Consider the following 17,471-nt stretch of genomic DNA (forward strand, 5'->3'; position numbering starts at 1 on the left):
ATACCGGAACCATGTTCGCCCTGGCCAAGTCGGAACCCCGTGAGGGGCTTTGGCAAACGGAAGTGGCCATTCCGGAAATCGGTCCGGATCAGGTGCTGATCAAGGTCTCGAAAACCGGAATCTGCGGCACCGATGTGCATATCTGGAAATGGGACGAGTGGGCGCAACGCACCATTCCTGTGCCAATGGTCGTCGGACATGAATATTCCGGGACGATCGTCGATGTGGGCCGCTCCGTCACCAATCTGAAGGTTGGCCAGCGCGTTTCGGGCGAAGGCCATATCGTCGGCAATTCGAGCCGCGCCGCACGCGCGGGACGCTTCCATCTCGATCCTGAGACGCGCGGGATCGGCGTCAATATTCCGGGCGCCTTTGCGCAATATCTGGCGCTTCCGGCGTTCAATGTCATTCCGCTGCCCGATGAAGTGGACGACGAGATCGGCGCTATCCTCGATCCGCTGGGCAATGCCGTGCACACCGCTCTTTCCTTCGACATCATTGGCGAGGATGTGCTGATCACCGGCGCGGGGCCGATCGGCATCATGGCGGCAATTGTCGCACGCCATGTCGGCGCACGGCACATCGTGGTGACCGATGTGAACCAAGCCCGGCTCGATCTTGCCGCCAAGCTTTGCGATGTCGTTCCGGTCAACACAGCCACGCAGGACCTGCGCAGTGAGATGGGCCGCATCGGTCTGCGGGAAGGTTTCGACGTCGGTTTCGAGATGAGCGGCTCAGACGTCGCTTTCCGCCAGATGGTCGACACGCTCGTCATGGGCGGCCGCATCGCGTTTCTGGGTCTGCCTGCACAACCGATGCTCGTGGACTGGTCGTCGATCGTGCTGAAGAGCCTCGTCATCAAGGGCGTCTATGGCCGTGAGATGTTCGAGACCTGGTACAAGATGCTCGCCATGCTGCAGTCCGGGCTGGATGTGCGCGGCGTGATCTCCCATCGGCTTGCTGCCGCTGACTTCGACAAGGGGTTTGAGGCGATCAAGCGCGGCGAAGCCGCCAAAATCGTGCTCGACTGGTCGGATGCGGGCACGAGCGGCTTCGCCATGCAGAGGACGGCAGCGCAATGAGCCGATCACCGTTGGACACCGATGACTCGGGGCTTGATGCGCTCAATGCACGGGTGCGCAAGGATCTGGAGCTTTTGTGCCGCCCGCCGGCCAATTGGGTGCCTCCACGCCATGTAGAAGGCCAGCCGGTCGTGGATGTTGTGATCATCGGCGGCGGTATGTGTGGCCTTGTCGCTGCCTTCGCGCTTCAATCCGCCGGCATCCGCAATGTGCGCATCTTCGATCGCAATCCGGCCGGCTACGAAGGGCCTTGGGTGAATTACGCGCGCATGGAAACGCTGCGGTCGCCCAAACAGTTGACCGGTCCGGCCTACGGCGTTCCTTCGCTGACTTTCAGGTCATGGTTCACTGCGCAGTTCGGCGAAGCGGAATGGGACGCGCTGGACAAGATCCCGCGGCCCATGTGGATGGACTATCTGCGCTGGTACCGCGCAGTGCTTGAGATCCCGGTCGAGAACGAAGTGAATGTCGATCGCATTCTGCCCGAAGGTGATTATCTGAAGCTCGATCTCTCGGGCGCCGGCACGAATTACGCCCAGGTTTTTGCGCGCAAGGTCATCATGGCGACCGGCCGTGACGGGACCGGGCATCCGAACATCCCAGCCTTTGTCGAAGGATTGCCGAAATCGGCCTGGGCGCATTCGTCGGAAGACATCGACTTCAAGGCGTTGAAGGGCAAGCGCGTGGCGGTCATCGGCGTCGGCGCCTCCGCTGTCGATAATTCCGCCGAAGCGCTCGAAGCCGGTGCCGCGGAAGTGCGCCATCTGATCCGGCGGAAGCACATGCCGACCATCAACAAGATGATGGGCATTGGCTCCTTTGGTTTCACGGCGGCGTTTCCGCGTCTTTCGGATGCGTGGCGCTGGCGCTTCATGCACTATTCGTTCTTGACGCAGACACCGTCGCCGCGCGGGTCGACCTTGCGCGTCAGCCGGCATCCCAATGCATACTTCCACTTCGGCAAGGGCATCGACCGGATTACCCATGACGGTCGCGAGCTCGACATCGCGATGCAGGACGGCAGCCGTCTGAAGACGGACTTCCTCATTCTCGGCACAGGTTTCACGGTCGAGCCGCTGGCACGCACCGAGCTTGACGGCTATGCCGACAAGATCCTGCTTTGGGGCGATCGCTATGCCGCGCCGGCCGAACTCCGTCATTCGGAACTGGCGAAGTTTCCCTATCTCGCCGACGATTTCGCCTTCCAGGAGCGCGATGCGGGCACCGCGCCGTGGCTCTCGGCGATCCACTGCTTCAATTACGGCGCATCGGTGAGCTTGGGTAAGGTCAGCGGCGACATTCCTGGCATCAGCGAAGGCGCGGCGTGGCTTGCCCGCGAAATCGCTGCCACGCTCTATCGCGAGGATGTCGAGACCCATTTCGCGGCCATGGAAGCTTACGACAAGCCGGAGCTTCTGGGCGACGAGTGGACCGAAACGCCGCTCCCCGGCGAGGAGCTCGACGAGCCCGCATTGAAAACGGGGAGCGACGCCCGATGAGCACTGATGTGGTGACACGGCTCGCATCTGTGAGTGACGATGGCTCTAAAGTCGCGGCTGCCGTAGCGTTGCGAGCCGATGTGTTCGCAATGACACAAGCGGCGCATGATGCAGCGCTGAAGCCGAACGATACCGGTGGTTTCACCCACGTCGAACGCGCGGCGCTTGCGACGCGGATTTCGAAGCTCAACCGATGCGCGGAGCTTGCCGAGCACTATGCGGCACTGCTCGCCACCTACGACGCAGACGAAGACACGCTCGCGATCGCCGATCCCGCCTTCGATGGCGATGCCTGGTCGCGCATCAACGCCGTTTTGACGTTTACGGATCTGGTCGCGGCCAACCCGAAGGCGACGCAGCCTGACGACGTGGCGTCGCTTCAGGCGGCCGGCGTTTCGGATGCCGACATCGTTCGACTGGCCGAGCTCAACGCCTTCCTCGCCTACCAGATCCGGTTGCTTGCGGGATTGAAGCTGATGCGGGGTGCGGCATGAACGCGGTGATCCACGACTTCACCACCGAGGTTCCCGAGTGGCGCCCGCGGGTCAAACCCATCGACCTGGCCGAGGCGACCCCGGAGCAGCACGATGCGCTCAAGGTGACGCCGTCGAACACGAAAGTTTCCGACTACGTCTTGGTGCTCGCCAACGATGTCGAGACGCTGAAAGTCCGCACGCCGCTCTTCAACGCGATCATGTACAACAAGGGTGGCTTGAGCCGTGCGGAGCGGGAGATCGGCGCGACCGCGGCGTCGGTCGTCAATCGCTGCGTCTATTGCGCGGCCGTCCATTCCAGCCGCTACAATCAGCTTGCCAAGGACGAAACGCTCATGCAGCGCATCTTCGCGGATGGCGAAGAGGCTGACCTGGATGAGCGCGCATCGGCGATCTTCAAATTCGCGACCAAGCTTTCCAAGGCCCCGAGCGAAGCGGATGCAGACGACATGCAACGACTGCGCGACATCGGCATGAGCGAGGAGGAAATCCTCGATCTCATCCTGTCCACGGCGCTGTTCGGCTGGGCAAACCGGCTAATGCACGTGCTTGGCGATCCGGTGGCGAAAGCGGACTGATTCTGGGCCCACAAAAGCCCGTTCGAAATGATGAAATGAAAGGAATCGAGAGTGGAGCAGGGCAGCAAGGGGATCGTGAAGGTCGGTATCGTGGGGGCAGGGTCCATCGCATTTGGCGCGGCTGCCTACTTGGAAAATGCCGGTCACCGAGCGATGCTCTGGTCGCCATCCGGCGAGCGCACCAAGCGCCTGGCAGCCGGTGAAGCGCTTATTGCTTCCGGTGCACTGGAAGGCACATTCCACCCTGCAGTCGCGGGGTCGGCGCAGCAACTCGTCGAAGCCAATGACGTGCTGATGATCGCCTTGCCGGGCTATGGCCACAAAGCTGTCATGGATGCCATCGCGCCCTTCATCCGCGAAGGTCAGACCGTCCTGATCAGCTCGCATGCCTCCTTCGGCGCGCTCTATCTCAACCGGCTTCTTGCCGATCGGGGCATCGTCGTTCCGATCGTCGCCTGGGGGACGACGGTCACCACCGGACGGCAGCCGAGCCTCGTCGAGGCGCAGGTCAACACGGTGCGCAGCAAGGTCGATGTCGCGACCGTGCCGGCATCACTGAGCGCCGAGGGGCTCGCTGTTTGCCAGACGCTCTTCGGCGACCGGTTCGTGCAGCGCGACGGTATCCTCGCCATCGCGCTTTCAAACCTCAATCCGCAGAACCACATGGGCATCGCGCTTTGCAACATGACGCGCATGGAGCACGGCGAAATCTGGCCGCAAGGGCTCAACGTCACGCCCAATGTCGGCCGCCTGCTCGAGGAACTCGATCGCGAACGCATCGCGATCGCCGAAGCGCTCGGCCTGAACGTGCGCGACATCTTCGAACACTTCCATCTGTCGTTCCACGTGCCGAAGGACAGTGTTTCGGCAATGAACCAGGAAATGCACCGCGAAGGGCGTGGCGGGACCGGCCCGGCCACAGCGGATTCACGCTACGTCACCGAGGATGTGCCGTTCGGCCTTCTGATGACGGTTAAGCTCGGCGAACTCACTGGCCGCCCCGCGGTCCTTCACGACGCCGGCGTGCGCATCTTCTCCGCCATGTATGGCCGGGATTTCGCAGCCGAGAACACGCTTCTCGACGCGATCGGCATGTCCGATCTTTCCCTGGAGCGGCTGCGCCAACTGGCTCGCGACGGCTTCGAGGTTTCGACGGAGGCGCGCGCCGCAAGCTGATTTTTGAGTACACGGGACGAAGAAGCCCGGCCCAACAAAAGATCATGACAGGCACTGGCCGTTAAACCTCCGCGTGCGAGACGGCCGATCATCACCGGAAACAGAGGGAGACTACGCAATGACGAAATTTCACATCAATCGCCGCAGGCTGATCCAGACGTCGGCCGCTGGTGCCGCTATTCTGGCCGCACCGTCCATTCTCCGCTCGCGTGAAGCGCGTGCACAGGAAGGCACCGTCAACATCTGGACCTATGCCAACTTCATTCCGCAGGACTTCATCAGCGAGTTCCAGAACGAGACCGGCATTCAGATCCAGGTGCGTCTCGTCGACGACCAGGGCAAGCAGTTCAACCTTCTGGCGGCCGAACAGCCGCAGCCGACCGTCGACATTCTGACGGTTGCCGGCCACCGCTTCCTGCAGTTCATCGAATCCGGTCTCCTCGCACCGATCGACACGGACCGTCTGACGAACTGGGGCAACATCAACACCATTTACTCGGAAAGCGACTGGGGCACGATCAACGGCGAGAAGTGGGGCGCACCCGTGCTCTCCGGCGCCGAGGTGCTGGCCTGGAACACCGAAATGGTCGACGCGTCCGAGACGACCAGCTGGGACGTGATGTTCGACCCGAAATACCAGGGCCAGACCGCGTACATCATCCAGGACATGATGTCCGTCATGATGCTCTATAAGGGCTATGACGGCAACATGATCGAATACATGGACGATCCGGAGCGTGCTGCCGAGATCGTGCGCGAAACGCGCGATTTCATGATCGAAAACAAGGGTATGGTTCGGAAATTCTACGACTCCGGCGCCGAGATCCAGCAGATGTTCATCAACCAGGACGTCGTGCTCGCCCATGCCTGGAACGGCCCGATCTCCAAGCTGATCATGGACGGTTTCCCGATCGACATGACGATCCCGAAGGAAGGCTCCTACGGCTTCATCTACACGTTCAACATCGCCGAGAACGCGCCGAACGCCGACAACGCCTACACCTTCCTCGACGCGCTTCTGGCTCGTCCGGAGATTGGTGCGGCAATGACGCGCGCATCGGGCTACCTGTCGACCATGAACGGCGTCAACGATCACCTGAGCGAGCTTGAGCAGCGTGCATCGTCGTTCACCGAAGAGGAACTGGAAGGTCTGCAGTTCTTCCGCGCCGAGGCCAACGAGATGAAGTACCAGCTCGTCGACCCGGCCGTCGAAGAAATCAAGGCAGCCTGATCTTTCACCGGAGCGGGCGGTCTAGCGTCCGCTCCGGCCATTTTCGTACTTCAAGCCAGACGTTACCGCGCGCCGGTCAAGCGTCGAAGGAGCATCGCTGATGGCTCATACCCAATCCTCCACGCTCGAAGAGAGCCGTGAACGGTCACCAACCGGGCGGCGCAGCTTTTGGGGTGCGCTGGCGCAGAACGGAACGTACAACGCGGCGACGGGCGTGCTATTCAAGACGCAACGGCGCCAGTTCCTGTTGCTTGCCAGCTTTCCGCTGATCTGGGTGTTCGTGGCGCATCTCGGACCCATCATCCAGATGTTCTGGATCAGCTTTCTGGATTCCTACCCGCCGCGCGTCGGCTATGAGCCGCAATTCACGCTCGACAATTGGGCGACCTTCTTCGGGCAGAGCATCTTCGTCACGCCGTTCATCCGGACACTGGTCTATGCCTTCACCTTCACCTTCGCGACGCTGCTGATCACCTATCCGGTTGCGTATTTCCTCGCCAAGCACGTCAAGCGGCAGAACCAGCTCATCTTCCTGCTTCTGCTCCTCATCCCCTTCTGGGTCGGCGAAATCGTGCGCACCTATGCGATCATGATCCTGCTCGGCAATACGGGCGCGCTGAACCGGCTGCTGATGATGCTTGGCATGATCGAGCGGCCGATCCCCTTCATGTATACGAGCTTTTCGCTGGGCGTCGGCATCGTCTACCTGACCTCGCTCTACATGCTGCTGCCACTCTATTCGGCGCTGGAAAAGATCCCGCGCAGCTACCTCGAAGCGGGTGCCGATCTCGGAGCGGGTGCCTGGACCCGGTTTCGCAGGATCACGCTGCCGCTCTCCAAGGAGGGGATCGCGTCGGGTTGTACGCTCGTCTTCCTGATCTCGACCGGCTACTACGCTACCCCGGTTCTTCTCGGCGGGCCGAGCACCACCGTTTTCGCTGAAACCATCGCAGGCTTCTTCCATGTGGCAGGCGACCAGTGGCCGACGGGTGCTGCGTTCTCCTCGATCATGCTGATCGCCGCACTGTCGATCACCGGCATCTTCTTGAAACTCATGGGCCGCTCCGGAAAAGGTCTGATGAAATGACCAAGTCCACCCGCATCTTCATGTCCGTCATCTACTGGGCATTCGTGGTCTATCTGTTCGTGCCGCTGGTGCTGATGGTGGTCATGGGGTTCAAGGATTCCGCTTTCATCGGTTTCCCGATCCAGTCCTGGACGCTCGATTGGTACAAAGGCGTCTTTCAGGACACCGAAGTGATCAACGTCTTCATCTATTCGATGACGATCGCGATCACGAGCACGCTTCTGTCGCTCGTCATCGGCACGTGGGTGGCATCCTTCCTCGGACCCTACAAGTTTCCGGGCAAGGTCATCATCTTCGCCATCACCTGCCTGCCAGCAGTCATTCCCGGGATCATCTCGGCAATCTCGTTGCGCATCTATGCGCGTTTCCTGGATATCGAGCCGGGCATGCTTGCCATCATTCTCGGCCATACGGTGCACAATGTGCCCTTCGTGGCGCTGGTGGTGATGGCGCGGCTTGCGACCTTGCCGAAGAGCCATATCGAAGCGGCGCGCGATCTCGGTGCCGACAGCCTCATCGCCTTCTTCCGCGTGACGCTGCCCTATCTTCGCCCGGCGCTCATCGGAGCCGGTATCTTCTGCATGCTGCTCAGCTTCGACGATTTCGTCCGCGCTTTCTTCCTCGGCAGCTACCAGCCGACCCTGCCGGTGCTGATCTTCGCCAAGCTGCGCTCGGGCATGTCGCCGGAAATCAACGCCATCTCCACGGTCGTGCTTGTCATGACAGCAATTCTGGGCATCTGGGCAGAACGCTCGATGCGCCGCATGAACAAAGGGGCCTGACATGGACCAGCAGGGCAGAAAAGCGATCGTTCACATCGAGAACGTGTCGAAGAGCTTCGGCCAAACCAAGGCGATCGACAATCTCGACATGAAGATCATGGCGGGTGAGTTCGTCACCTTCCTCGGACCGTCGGGCTGCGGAAAGTCGACGACACTGCGCATCCTCGGCGGGTTCGAAAGCCCGGATCAGGGCCGCGTCATCCTCGACGGCGTGGACGTCACCAAGCAGCCGCCGAACAAGCGTGACGTGAACATGGTCTTTCAGGACTATGCGCTCTTCCCGCATATGACGGTGGGCGAGAACATCGCATTCGGTCTCGAACTGAAGGGCCAGCAGCGCGGCGAGATCGACCGGAGGGTCGCAAGCCTTCTCGATTTCCTGCAGCTTTCCGGCTTCCGCGATCGCACGCCCGATCAGCTATCGGGCGGCCAGCGACAGCGCGTGGCACTCGCACGCGCGCTTGCCCCCGATCCCAAGCTTCTGCTTCTCGATGAGCCGCTCGGCGCGCTCGACGCCAAGCTGCGCGGTCAGGTTCAGGTGGAACTGAAGGACATCCAGCGCCGCACCGGCAAGACGTTCTTCTTCGTCACCCATGATCAGGAAGAGGCGCTGACCATGTCCGACCGGATCGTCGTCATGAACGCCGGTCGCGTGGAGCAGGACGGCACGCCGGAGGACCTTTACTACCGCCCGGCGAGCCGCTTCGTCGCTGAGTTCATCGGGGAGACCAATCTGCTCGAAGGCACCGTGCGCGGCAGCGACCAGGGTGCGGTCATCATCGATTGGAAGGGCCACAGCGTCTATGGCTCGGCCAATGGTGGTCAGCCGCAGACAGGATCAAGCGTTGCCGCGTCGATCCGGCCGGAGAACGTGATCTGCCTGCCGCAAAGGCCCGCCAACGACCGTGCGCTCAAGGGCCGCATCGTCAATCGCGTGTTCAAGGGCAGCAAGACGACCGTCGACGTCCAGGTCGACGAGCGCGATCCGCTGATCATCAAGGCTCATGTGGACCCTGCGGTGGCGCACCAGTTCGCCGACGACACGGTGTGGGTGACCTGGGACACGAACAGGCTGGCCGTGCTCGCTGGCTGATCGGAAACGATCGCCGGCGACTTAATTTGCTCTGATTTGCCGGCGAAGGCTGGCTCTTTGCGTGCTTCTTCTGGTATGCGGCACGACAAAGAGGCCCCATTCATGACATCGTCCATCGAAAATGCGCCGGCATCCCTGCCGGCCGCCATCCATCCTGCTCTCTCCTCCGCGCTTGAAGCGCACGGCTACGCCCAGCTTACACCCGTTCAGACGGCCATGCTGGACGACGCCCATGCGGGGGCGGACCTGCTCGTCTCGGCACAGACCGGATCGGGCAAGACAGTCGCCTCCGGGCTCGCCATTGCGTCCACGCTGCTCGATGGCGCGGAGACCTTCGGTGCTGCCGGACGGCCACTCGGTCTCGTGATTGCGCCGACACGCGAACTGGCTTTGCAGGTCCAGCGCGAACTCGACTGGCTTTATGCCGTTGCCGGCGTGCGCACCGCCACCTGCGTTGGCGGCATGGACATGCGCAACGAGCGCCGGGCGCTCGAACGCGGCGCCCATCTCGTCGTCGGCACGCCCGGTCGTCTGCGCGATCACATCAACAAGGGCGCCCTCGATCTTGCCGACCTTCGGGCCGTCGTCCTGGATGAGGCCGACGAGATGCTGGATCTCGGCTTCAAGGACGATCTCGAATTCATTCTCGCCGCGGCACCGGACGACCGCCGGACGCTGATGTTCTCGGCAACCGTCTCGCGGCCGATCGCCGAGCTTGCCAAGACCTATCAGCGCGACGCGGTGCGCGTCGCCGTCACGGCATCGACCGAGCAGCATGCGGATATCGACTATCAGTTGATGCTGGTGCGCCGCGATGAGCGCGAGCATGCCATCATCAACACGCTTCTCCATTCCGACAGCAAAAGCGCGCTCGTCTTCTGCCATACGCGCGAATCCGTGCGGCATCTGACGGCGCGGCTCGGCAATCGCGGTTTTGCGGTCGTGGCGCTGTCGGGCGAACTCGCCCAGTCCGAGCGTTCGAGCGCGCTGCAGGCGATGCGCGACGGTCGGGCGCATGTCTGCGTCGCCACCGACGTCGCCGCTCGCGGCATCGACCTGCCCAATCTCGACCTCGTCATCCATGCGGATGTGCCGAGCAACCCGGCCACGCTTCTGCACCGGTCCGGGCGTACCGGCCGAGCCGGGCGCAAGGGCGTGTGCGTGCTGATCGTGCCCGAACATCGCCGTGGTGCGGCAGCAAGGGTGCTGTCGCTTGCAAAGCTCAATGCTGCGACCGTTCCGGCCCCCGGCATTGCGGCCATCGAGGCGCGCTATCGCGAGCAGATCCTCGAAGCTGCAGTATCCACGCCACCGGTCGAGCAGCACGAGGAGCCGTTCATTGCCGAGCTTCTGGAAAAGGTGACGCCGGAACAGCTTGCTGCCGCCTATCTCCGCCAGCAACTGGCATCGCGCCCCATTCCCGAAGATGTGGCCGAAATTCCGATTCGTCCGATCACGCCGCGCGCGCCGAAGGGCGAGCGCGGCTTCGAGCGGGACGGCAGCGCTCCCCGTGAACCGCGGGAGCCGCGCTCCGAAATGGCCGGCGGCGTCTGGTTCAAGCTGTCGCTCGGGCGCAAGCAGCGCGCCGATCCGAAGTGGCTTCTGCCGATGATCTGCAAGGCAGGCGGCGTCACGAAGAAGGACGTCGGCTCCATCAAGATCGACGAGACCGAAACGCGGTTCGAGATTGCCGGCGACCAGGCCGACGCTTACGTCGAACATCTGGCGGAACGCGGCACCGGTGAAAAAGGCGTGACGATCGTGCCGCTCGATGGTGCCTCCAGCCATCGGTCTGCACCGCGTGGCAAGCCCGCCGGCGCGAAGCCATCCGGTCCCAAACCGGCCAAGCGGGCTGCCGAAAAGCGTGCGGACTGGTCAGACCGCCCCGCGCGGACCGACGAGGCGCGCAAGGGTCCGAAGGCGGACAGGCCAGGCAAGCCGGGGAAGCCCGGCAAGTTCAAGGGCGCGAAGCGCCGGGACGCATGAGCGTACCGCGGAATCCCGGTCTGTCGTCTTCTCGGGTGGTGGGCTTCAGCAAGCGCGCTGCGTGATGTAAGGCCGGTGGTTCACATTTCGCGTTGCAAGAGCTGGGGTTGCTTCGATGGACTTCGTGCCGCTGATCGATCGGGTCGGTGAAGAGATGACGGCGACGTTTGGTGGCGGCGTCATCGGTTTCATTCTCGGTTTCGCGCTGCTGAAGACGGGCTTCTGCACCCGCATGGCGGTGATCGACATGGCGCGAGCACGGAGCCTCACCGGGCCTGCCACCTGGCTGCTCGGCTTCGCTGCCGCGCTTCTTGCCGTGCAGGTGATGCTTTATTCCGGCGTGATCGCCGTGGACACGAGCCGCTTCTTCGCCAGCGGCCAGAGCCTCTCCGGTGCGCTCATTGGCGGCGCAATCTTCGGCATCGGCATGGTGCTGACGCGCGGATGCGTGTCGCGCCTGCTCGTTCTCGGTGCGGCCGGCAATCTGCGTGCGATCTACAGCCTCGTTTTCGTGGCGCTGGCTGCCTATGCCACGCTTTACGGTTTTCTGGTGCCGGGTCGCGATGCGATCGCGCCGCTTCTGAGCACAGCTGCGATCGGCGGCAACGCGCTCGTCGACCACACGGGTGGCGGCAATGTTTCAGGCGTTATTCTTGGTGCCGTCGTGGCGGTGGTTGCCTTCGCCTTGGCCGCCCGGGCGAAGCTTGGTCTCGGCCAGTCGACCGGCGCAGTCGTCGTCGGGCTTATGGTGGCCGCTGCGTGGTACTTCACTGCGACGCTGACGGCGCAGCTGTTCGAGCCGATTGCCATCGACAGCATTTCCTTCATCCGACCGCTTGCGCAGACGAGTGGCGCCCTCATCGGCACAGTTGCCTTGCCGACCTTCGACTTCGGTCTGGTGGTGGGCACTTTTGCGGGTGGGCTTCTCGCTGCGCTCGTGCTTCGTAGGTTCAAGGTCGCAACGTTTTCCGAACCTGACGCGCCGCATATTCTGCGCTACACGATCGGTGCCGTCATGATGGGCTTCGGCGGTGTTCTGGCCGCTGGCTGCTCGATCGGTGCAGGACTGACGGGCGGGTCGGTGCTGGCCGCGTCAGCGCTCATAGCGTTGCTGTCCATGGCCGTTGCGGGTGCGGTCGCCGACACCGTGCTTGATCGTCCGCGCGAGCGAAGCCCGGCTTAACGACAACACCTGCGTCAGGTGATAAATTCACCCGTGGAACCGGCTCGCGCGAGAAGATTTTTGCGCGGATGTCGGTCAACGCGCATGTCGTTCCTTTGAGCTTTGGCTGTATCTCATCGATATTGGGGTTGATTGGCCGGATTTGATCGGCCGGTCACTGGCTGGGAGTTGCTCATGATACAGGCCACACGACGGCATGTGCTCACGCTGACTGCAGGTGCGGTCGCCGCTTTCGCAGGCGGCGCGATCGGTATTGCGCCGGCACGTGCAGACGAGGAGGCTTTTCAGGCGGCCATCCGTGATTTCACCGGTGGCGTGGAGCCTCAAGCCGGCCGCGTGACGTTGACGCTTCCCGATGCGGTCGAGAATGGCAGCTCTGTTCCGGTTTCGGTGGCGGTCGAGAGCGCGATGAGCGACGGCGATCTCGTGGAGGAAGTGGCGATCTTCGCTGATGGCAATCCGCTGCCGGGCGTTGCTGCCTTCGCCTTCACAGCGAGAAGCGGCGTGGCATCGGCGGGAACGCGCATTCGGCTGGCCCAGTCGCAGACAGTCGTCGCCGTCGCGCGCTTTGCCGACGGTTCGGTTTTCATGGACAGCCGCTCGGTGGAAGTCACCGTTGGCGGTTGCGCAGCCTGAGCGGGGAGAGATTTCATGTCATCGAGACCACGCGTGAGCGTTCCCGCGACAGCCGCCTCGGGCGATATCATCGAGATCAAGGCCCTGATCTCGCACACGATGGAATCCGGCCAGCGCCGCGATGCTTCCGGCAACCGCATTCCGCGCAAGATCATCAACGCGTTCGCCTGCACCTTCAACGGCGAACCGGTCTTCTCCTGCGCCATCGAACCGGCCGTCGCTGCCAATCCGTTTCTGTCGTTTTCGGCGCGTGTGACGGAAAGCGGAACGTTCCGCTTCACCTGGACCGATGACGATGGCTCTGTCTTCGAGGCGGAAGAGGCAATCGAAGTTAGCTGACGACAAGTGAAGGCGGCGCAGCCGAGGGTGGGGGAACGATTGGTCAAGGTATTTATCACTCTTGCTGCAGCGATGCTGGCAGGTCTTCCGGTGCCGGCTGGGGCGGAGGAAAAAGCCGGAGCGGCTGCGGATGTCGAGGCGTATGTTCAGCGCGTGAGCGAACTTGCTGTCGACCCCGCCTATGGGGATTACCTCTCGTCGCCATGCACGTCCTGTCACGGAGCCAATGCAGCGGGCGGCATCCCCGCCATCCAGGGGCAGCCGGCCGAAGCGATCATCGCTGCACTTTATGAATACAAGTCCGAGGTCCGTGAGAACGCGGTGATGCGCTCGGTCGCGTCGGCGCTGTCGGACGAGGATGTCGCGGCGCTTGCCGCGCATTTCTCGCAGCAATGAATTTCCACGAAGATCACATTTATCATTGGGGGCAAACACATGACATTGATTAAAGATCGCCGCGGCGCGGGGCCGCTCTTGACGCGCCGGACGTTCGGTCTGCTCGCGGGGGCCGGTGCGGCAACCCTTGCACTGCCATCCTATCTGCGGGCGCAGGACAAGCCACGGGTGGTCGTCATCGGCGGTGGTGCCGGCGGCGCAACGGCTGCGCGCTATCTCGCCAAGGACAGCGATGGTGCGCTCGACGTCACGTTGATCAACAACACCGAGACTTACACCACCTGCTTCTTCTCAAATATCTATCTCGGTGGCTATCGCGATCTGCAGTCGATTACGCATGGCTATGACGCGCTCGTTTCGCAATACGGGATCAACAAGGTCACCGGCACGGCCGTCGCCATCGACCGCGACGCCAAGACGGTTCGCCTCGAAGATGGTACGGACATCGCCTATGACCGCCTGGTCGTCGCGCCCGGCATCGACATTATCTACGATTCCATCGCCGGCTATTCCGAAGAAGCCGCGGAGACTGCGCCGCATGCCTGGAAGGGCGGCCCGCAGACGGAGATCCTGAAGACCCGTCTCGATGCGCTGGAAGATGGCCAGAACATCGTGATGGTCACGCCGCCGAACCCCTATCGCTGCCCGCCAGGACCCTATGAGCGCGTGTCGATGATGGCGCATGTCCTGAAGGCGAAGGGTTACACGCAGTCGAAGATCTTCGTGCTCGATCCGAAAGAGACCTTCTCCAAGCAAGCGCTCTTCCAGGAAGGCTGGGAGACACACTATCCGGGCATGGTCGAGTGGTATGGTCCCGATGTCATCGGCGAGATCGCCGGTGTCGACGTCGCGGCCGGTGCTGTCGAGACGGGCTTCGATACATTTGAGGGCGCGCTTCTCAACATCATTCCGGCGCAGCGTGCCGGCGCCATCGCGGTGGAGGCGGATCTCGTCAACGAGACCGGCTTCTGCCCGATCGATGCCGCTTCGATGAAGTCGTCTGCCGACGAGAACATCTATGTCATCGGCGATGCCAGCATTGCCGGCGACATGCCGAAGTCCGGCTTCTCCGCCAACAGCCAGGCCAAGGTCGCGGCGATGAGCATCCGTGCGGAGCTCACCGGATCGAGCGCGTTCCCGGCCCGCTACGCCAACACCTGCTGGAGCCTCATCGAGACGGATGACGGCGTGAAGGTCGGTGCCCAGTACGAGCCTGCTGAAGGCAAGATCACGGCGACTTCGACCTTCGTCAGCCAGCCGGGCGAGACTGCCGAGCTGCGCAAGGAAACCTACGAGGAATCCGTCGTCTGGTACGACAGCATGATCGCCGACACGTTCGGCATCACGGCCTAAGACAAAGAGAGCCGGGCTTCATCCAGCCCGGCCCTTTCATTCTGGCTTTCAGCGATTATTGGGCTGGAAGGCGTTGGCAGATCTGGATGAGTGACATGCGGGTCATCTCGGCTTCCTGGCCATCGTCTTGTGCACTGTCTTCGCCTGCATCCTGATCAGGACTTGCCGGGGTCGACGCAGAGCCGATCGAGCCGGAGGATTGGGCATTGATACCAACGCTTCCCGATGTGGTGGGGGCAGGTGTCGTTGGATTGGCCTCCTCGGCCATCACACCATCAACCGCCTGACTGTCGGGATCGGTCGCGCTCGAAGGTGCGGTGCCTTCGGGTTCACCCGTTGAAGCGGCAGAGACGCCGGCTGCCTCGCAATCCTCGCGGATGCTTGCTTGTTGCTCTGCGTCGAGGTCCGCGAAGTTGGTCTCGATCTCCTCGTCGGAACGAACGGTTCTCAGCGTTTCGTCGGTGAAGAAAGCCCCCCGCAATTCGTCGCTCCAGTTCACGTCGGCCGTACTGGTGTCCGACGCGATTGATTGACTGTTGCTCGTTTCGCTGGCGCCTTCGCCTTCAATCGGCTGCTGCGCATGCGCGAAGGGCAGGGCTGCGAAACTCACAAGGGCGAGCGTCGGCAGGAAGTTCTTGATCGTCATGGTGTGGCTCCTCTGGATGGAAACGCACAATCCAGGGATCAGGTCGATGTTCCGCTTCTCAGGCCACCTTGGAGCAGATCAGGCGCAGAAGCGGTGCATTTTGCTGGGTCACGCGGGCCTTCAAGAGGCTGAGCGGCATCCGCTCGTCCTTCACGAATTCCATGAACATCATGTTCAGATTGTTGAAGATCATTTGCCCGATCGCGACCGTGTCGAGCTCCGCCCTTACGAGACCTGCGGCCTGCAGCCTCTTCAGCAACTGGCAGATCTGATCGGCCAGTTGCTGGTCGAGTGCGGTATAACGCAGGCTCACCGGTCCGTTCGGATCGCGGATCGACAAGGCCATCGCCATACGCCACATCTCCTTGTTCAGGTAGACGAGCGAGTGATCGTAATAGTGAGCGATCAGGCTGCGCACTGCCTCCTCGACGTCGTGATGCGGGCGATCGATCATCAAAGCGCCGTCACCGAGGATTTCTTCGACTTCCATGGCGACGATGGCGACCAGAACGTCGCCCTTGTATCCGAAGTAATTATAGACCGTTCCCGGTGACACACGCGCGAGTTCCGCGATGTCTTCCATTCGCGCGGCCTCATAGCCCAAATTGCGGAAAAGCGCCGACGCGGCATCGAGGATGCGACGATGCCGGTCCGCCTTCTGCTGCTCTCGCAATCCAGTCACACGCCGCGCTCCGGAAATTTATAGTCCACTACAAAATTCAAATTGACTTCAAAAATAAGTCGCGTCAACCTCGTCTCCAGCATCGGAACAAGGTGCACCCAACAGAGGAGAGAACGATGACTGCCGCGCCCGTGTCTGCTTTCCGCAAATCGATTTCCCTATCGCTTCTGGCTGCCACGGCGCTGACCGCTGCAGCGCCTGCGACCATCGCGCCTGCCTTCGCGCAGAGCCAGGAGCTCAATGCGCTGGTGTGGTGCGACCATACAGATCCCGAACTCGTTCAGCCCTTTGAGGAAGAGCACGATGTGCGGGTCAATCTGCGCGAGTATGAAGGCACGGCTGCCGGTCTGGCGATCCTGGAACAATCGCGTCCAGGCGATTGGGATGTGCTCGTGATCGATGCCGTCGATGTTGGCCGTGCGGTCGATCTCGGCATCATGGCGGCCTTGCCTGCCGACGAATTGCCGACCGGCGATTTCTTCCCCGAGCTCGTCATGGAAGACCTCAACACCCGCGACGGCACGACCTACGCGGTGACGGAGAAGTTCGGCTACAACACGATCGCCTACAACAAGGCAGCCGTCGATCCGGCCGACATGACGAATTTCGAAACGCTCTTCTCCGGCAAGTATGACGGTCGGATCGCCATCTATGACTATTATCTGCCGGTGCTTGGCATGCTCTCGCTCAGCGAAGGCATCGATACGGGTGATCTGGACGCCGAAGCGCTCGAGACCCTGCGCGAGCCTCTCTTCGATCTGCGGGCACGCTCAAGCCAGGTCAGCGAAGTGGTCGCGAGCCAGACGGCGCTCGCAACGGGCGAAGTCGATATTCTCGTCGGTGGCGGCGAATGGCTGACGGCAGTTCTCGCCAGTGAAAACGCCGATCTCGACTGGACCATTCCGGAGCAGGGCGGCGTTCTCTGGGCACAGTCGATCGGGGTGCTGGAAAGCAGTGAGAACAAGGATCTCGCAACCGAGTTCGTGAAATACATCGTCAGCCCGGAAGGCCAGGCACGGCTTGCGACCTCATCCTGCTACTGGGGCATGCCGGCCAACGCGGCTGCCGGCGACGTGCTGACGGATGAGGAAAAGACGGTGCTGCGTTGGGACGACCAGCCCGACTTTCTCACCCGCGTGCAGCGCTATCCCGTTCCCGACGCCGAACTCGACACCGCCATGCAGGATCTCTGGACCGACATGCTGCAGCAGTGAAGCGGTTTGAAAGC

At 62.1% G+C, this 17,471-nt stretch carries 18 protein-coding genes; 16 read left to right on the forward strand and 2 right to left on the reverse strand.

All coding sequences use genetic code 11. The annotated features are described in order from the left end of the window. Positions 1 to 11: 11 nt before the first annotated feature. The 15 genes from tdh to QQL76_RS03310 all read left to right on the forward strand — a co-directional run bounded on the left by tdh (position 12) and on the right by QQL76_RS03310 (position 14,915). The gene (gene tdh / locus QQL76_RS03240) at positions 12 to 1,082 is read left to right on the forward strand and encodes an L-threonine 3-dehydrogenase (RefSeq protein WP_499207098.1); all 1,071 of its coding nucleotides are present in this window, start codon (positions 12 to 14) and stop codon (positions 1,080 to 1,082) included. After that, positions 1,079 to 2,581: an NAD(P)/FAD-dependent oxidoreductase gene (locus tag QQL76_RS03245; protein ID WP_499206358.1), complete on the forward strand. Its 1,503-nt coding sequence runs from the start codon at positions 1,079 to 1,081 to the stop codon at positions 2,579 to 2,581. The genes tdh and QQL76_RS03245 overlap by 4 nt, the downstream gene beginning before the upstream one ends. Then, complete coding sequence (locus tag QQL76_RS03250; RefSeq protein WP_499206359.1) at positions 2,578 to 3,075, forward strand: CMD domain-containing protein; 498 nt, start codon at positions 2,578 to 2,580, stop codon at positions 3,073 to 3,075. Before QQL76_RS03245 ends, QQL76_RS03250 begins: the two co-directional genes overlap by 4 nt. After that, entirely contained in the window at positions 3,072 to 3,653 is a 582-nt protein-coding gene (locus QQL76_RS03255; RefSeq protein ID WP_499206360.1) for a carboxymuconolactone decarboxylase family protein, read from the forward strand. Before QQL76_RS03250 ends, QQL76_RS03255 begins: the two co-directional genes overlap by 4 nt. Positions 3,654 to 3,728: 75 nt before the next feature. Continuing rightward, positions 3,729 to 4,829 carry an NAD/NADP octopine/nopaline dehydrogenase family protein gene (locus QQL76_RS03260; RefSeq protein ID WP_499207099.1) on the forward strand — a complete coding sequence of 367 codons (1,101 nt, stop codon included), beginning with the start codon at positions 3,729 to 3,731 and terminating at the stop codon, positions 4,827 to 4,829. A gap of 118 nt (positions 4,830 to 4,947) precedes the next feature. Next, a complete protein-coding gene (locus tag QQL76_RS03265) occupies positions 4,948 to 6,060 on the forward strand; it encodes an extracellular solute-binding protein (RefSeq protein ID WP_404864004.1) in 1,113 nt (370 codons plus the stop codon). Positions 6,061 to 6,160: 100 nt separating this feature from the next. Then, positions 6,161 to 7,147, forward strand: coding sequence for an ABC transporter permease (locus QQL76_RS03270; RefSeq protein ID WP_126008887.1), 987 nt, complete (start codon positions 6,161 to 6,163; stop codon positions 7,145 to 7,147). Beyond that, on the forward strand, positions 7,144 to 7,929 hold the full coding sequence (locus QQL76_RS03275; protein ID WP_126008889.1) for an ABC transporter permease: 786 nt from the start codon (positions 7,144 to 7,146) through the stop codon (positions 7,927 to 7,929). Before QQL76_RS03270 ends, QQL76_RS03275 begins: the two co-directional genes overlap by 4 nt. 1 nt (position 7,930) lies before the next feature. After that, positions 7,931 to 9,022, forward strand: a complete 1,092-nt coding sequence (locus tag QQL76_RS03280; protein WP_499206361.1) for an ABC transporter ATP-binding protein — start codon at positions 7,931 to 7,933, stop codon at positions 9,020 to 9,022. A 102-nt stretch (positions 9,023 to 9,124) separates the two neighbouring features. Continuing rightward, positions 9,125 to 11,008, forward strand: a complete 1,884-nt coding sequence (locus tag QQL76_RS03285) for a DEAD/DEAH box helicase (RefSeq protein ID WP_499206362.1) — start codon at positions 9,125 to 9,127, stop codon at positions 11,006 to 11,008. Positions 11,009 to 11,123: 115 nt separating this feature from the next. Then, positions 11,124 to 12,191, forward strand: a complete 1,068-nt coding sequence (locus QQL76_RS03290; protein WP_499206363.1) for a YeeE/YedE family protein — start codon at positions 11,124 to 11,126, stop codon at positions 12,189 to 12,191. Positions 12,192 to 12,365: 174 nt separating this feature from the next. Next, positions 12,366 to 12,827: a thiosulfate oxidation carrier protein SoxY gene (locus QQL76_RS03295; protein WP_499206364.1), complete on the forward strand. Its 462-nt coding sequence runs from the start codon at positions 12,366 to 12,368 to the stop codon at positions 12,825 to 12,827. A gap of 15 nt (positions 12,828 to 12,842) precedes the next feature. Next, positions 12,843 to 13,166, forward strand: a complete 324-nt coding sequence (gene soxZ, locus QQL76_RS03300; RefSeq protein WP_499206365.1) for a thiosulfate oxidation carrier complex protein SoxZ — start codon at positions 12,843 to 12,845, stop codon at positions 13,164 to 13,166. A gap of 39 nt (positions 13,167 to 13,205) precedes the next feature. Next, positions 13,206 to 13,562, forward strand: coding sequence for a c-type cytochrome (locus QQL76_RS03305; RefSeq protein ID WP_499206366.1), 357 nt, complete (start codon positions 13,206 to 13,208; stop codon positions 13,560 to 13,562). Between the two features lie 39 nt (positions 13,563 to 13,601). Continuing rightward, positions 13,602 to 14,915 carry an NAD(P)/FAD-dependent oxidoreductase gene (locus QQL76_RS03310; RefSeq protein WP_499206367.1) on the forward strand — a complete coding sequence of 438 codons (1,314 nt, stop codon included), beginning with the start codon at positions 13,602 to 13,604 and terminating at the stop codon, positions 14,913 to 14,915. 55 nt (positions 14,916 to 14,970) lie between these two features. Here QQL76_RS03310 and QQL76_RS03315 read toward each other — a convergent pair whose 3' ends face one another. Beyond that, on the reverse strand, positions 14,971 to 15,561 hold the full coding sequence (locus QQL76_RS03315) for a hypothetical protein (protein ID WP_499206368.1): 591 nt from the start codon (positions 15,559 to 15,561) through the stop codon (positions 14,971 to 14,973). 58 nt (positions 15,562 to 15,619) lie between these two features. Continuing rightward, on the reverse strand, positions 15,620 to 16,243 hold the full coding sequence (locus QQL76_RS03320) for a TetR/AcrR family transcriptional regulator (protein WP_499206369.1): 624 nt from the start codon (positions 16,241 to 16,243) through the stop codon (positions 15,620 to 15,622). 116 nt (positions 16,244 to 16,359) lie between these two features. On the opposite strand from QQL76_RS03320, the gene QQL76_RS03325 reads away from it, so the two are divergent. Next, complete coding sequence (locus QQL76_RS03325; protein ID WP_499206370.1) at positions 16,360 to 17,457, forward strand: polyamine ABC transporter substrate-binding protein; 1,098 nt, start codon at positions 16,360 to 16,362, stop codon at positions 17,455 to 17,457. Positions 17,458 to 17,471 lie beyond the last annotated feature (14 nt).

The organism is Rhizobium albus (assembly GCA_030160035.1).
GTDB lineage: Bacteria > Pseudomonadota > Alphaproteobacteria > Rhizobiales > Rhizobiaceae > Georhizobium > Georhizobium albus.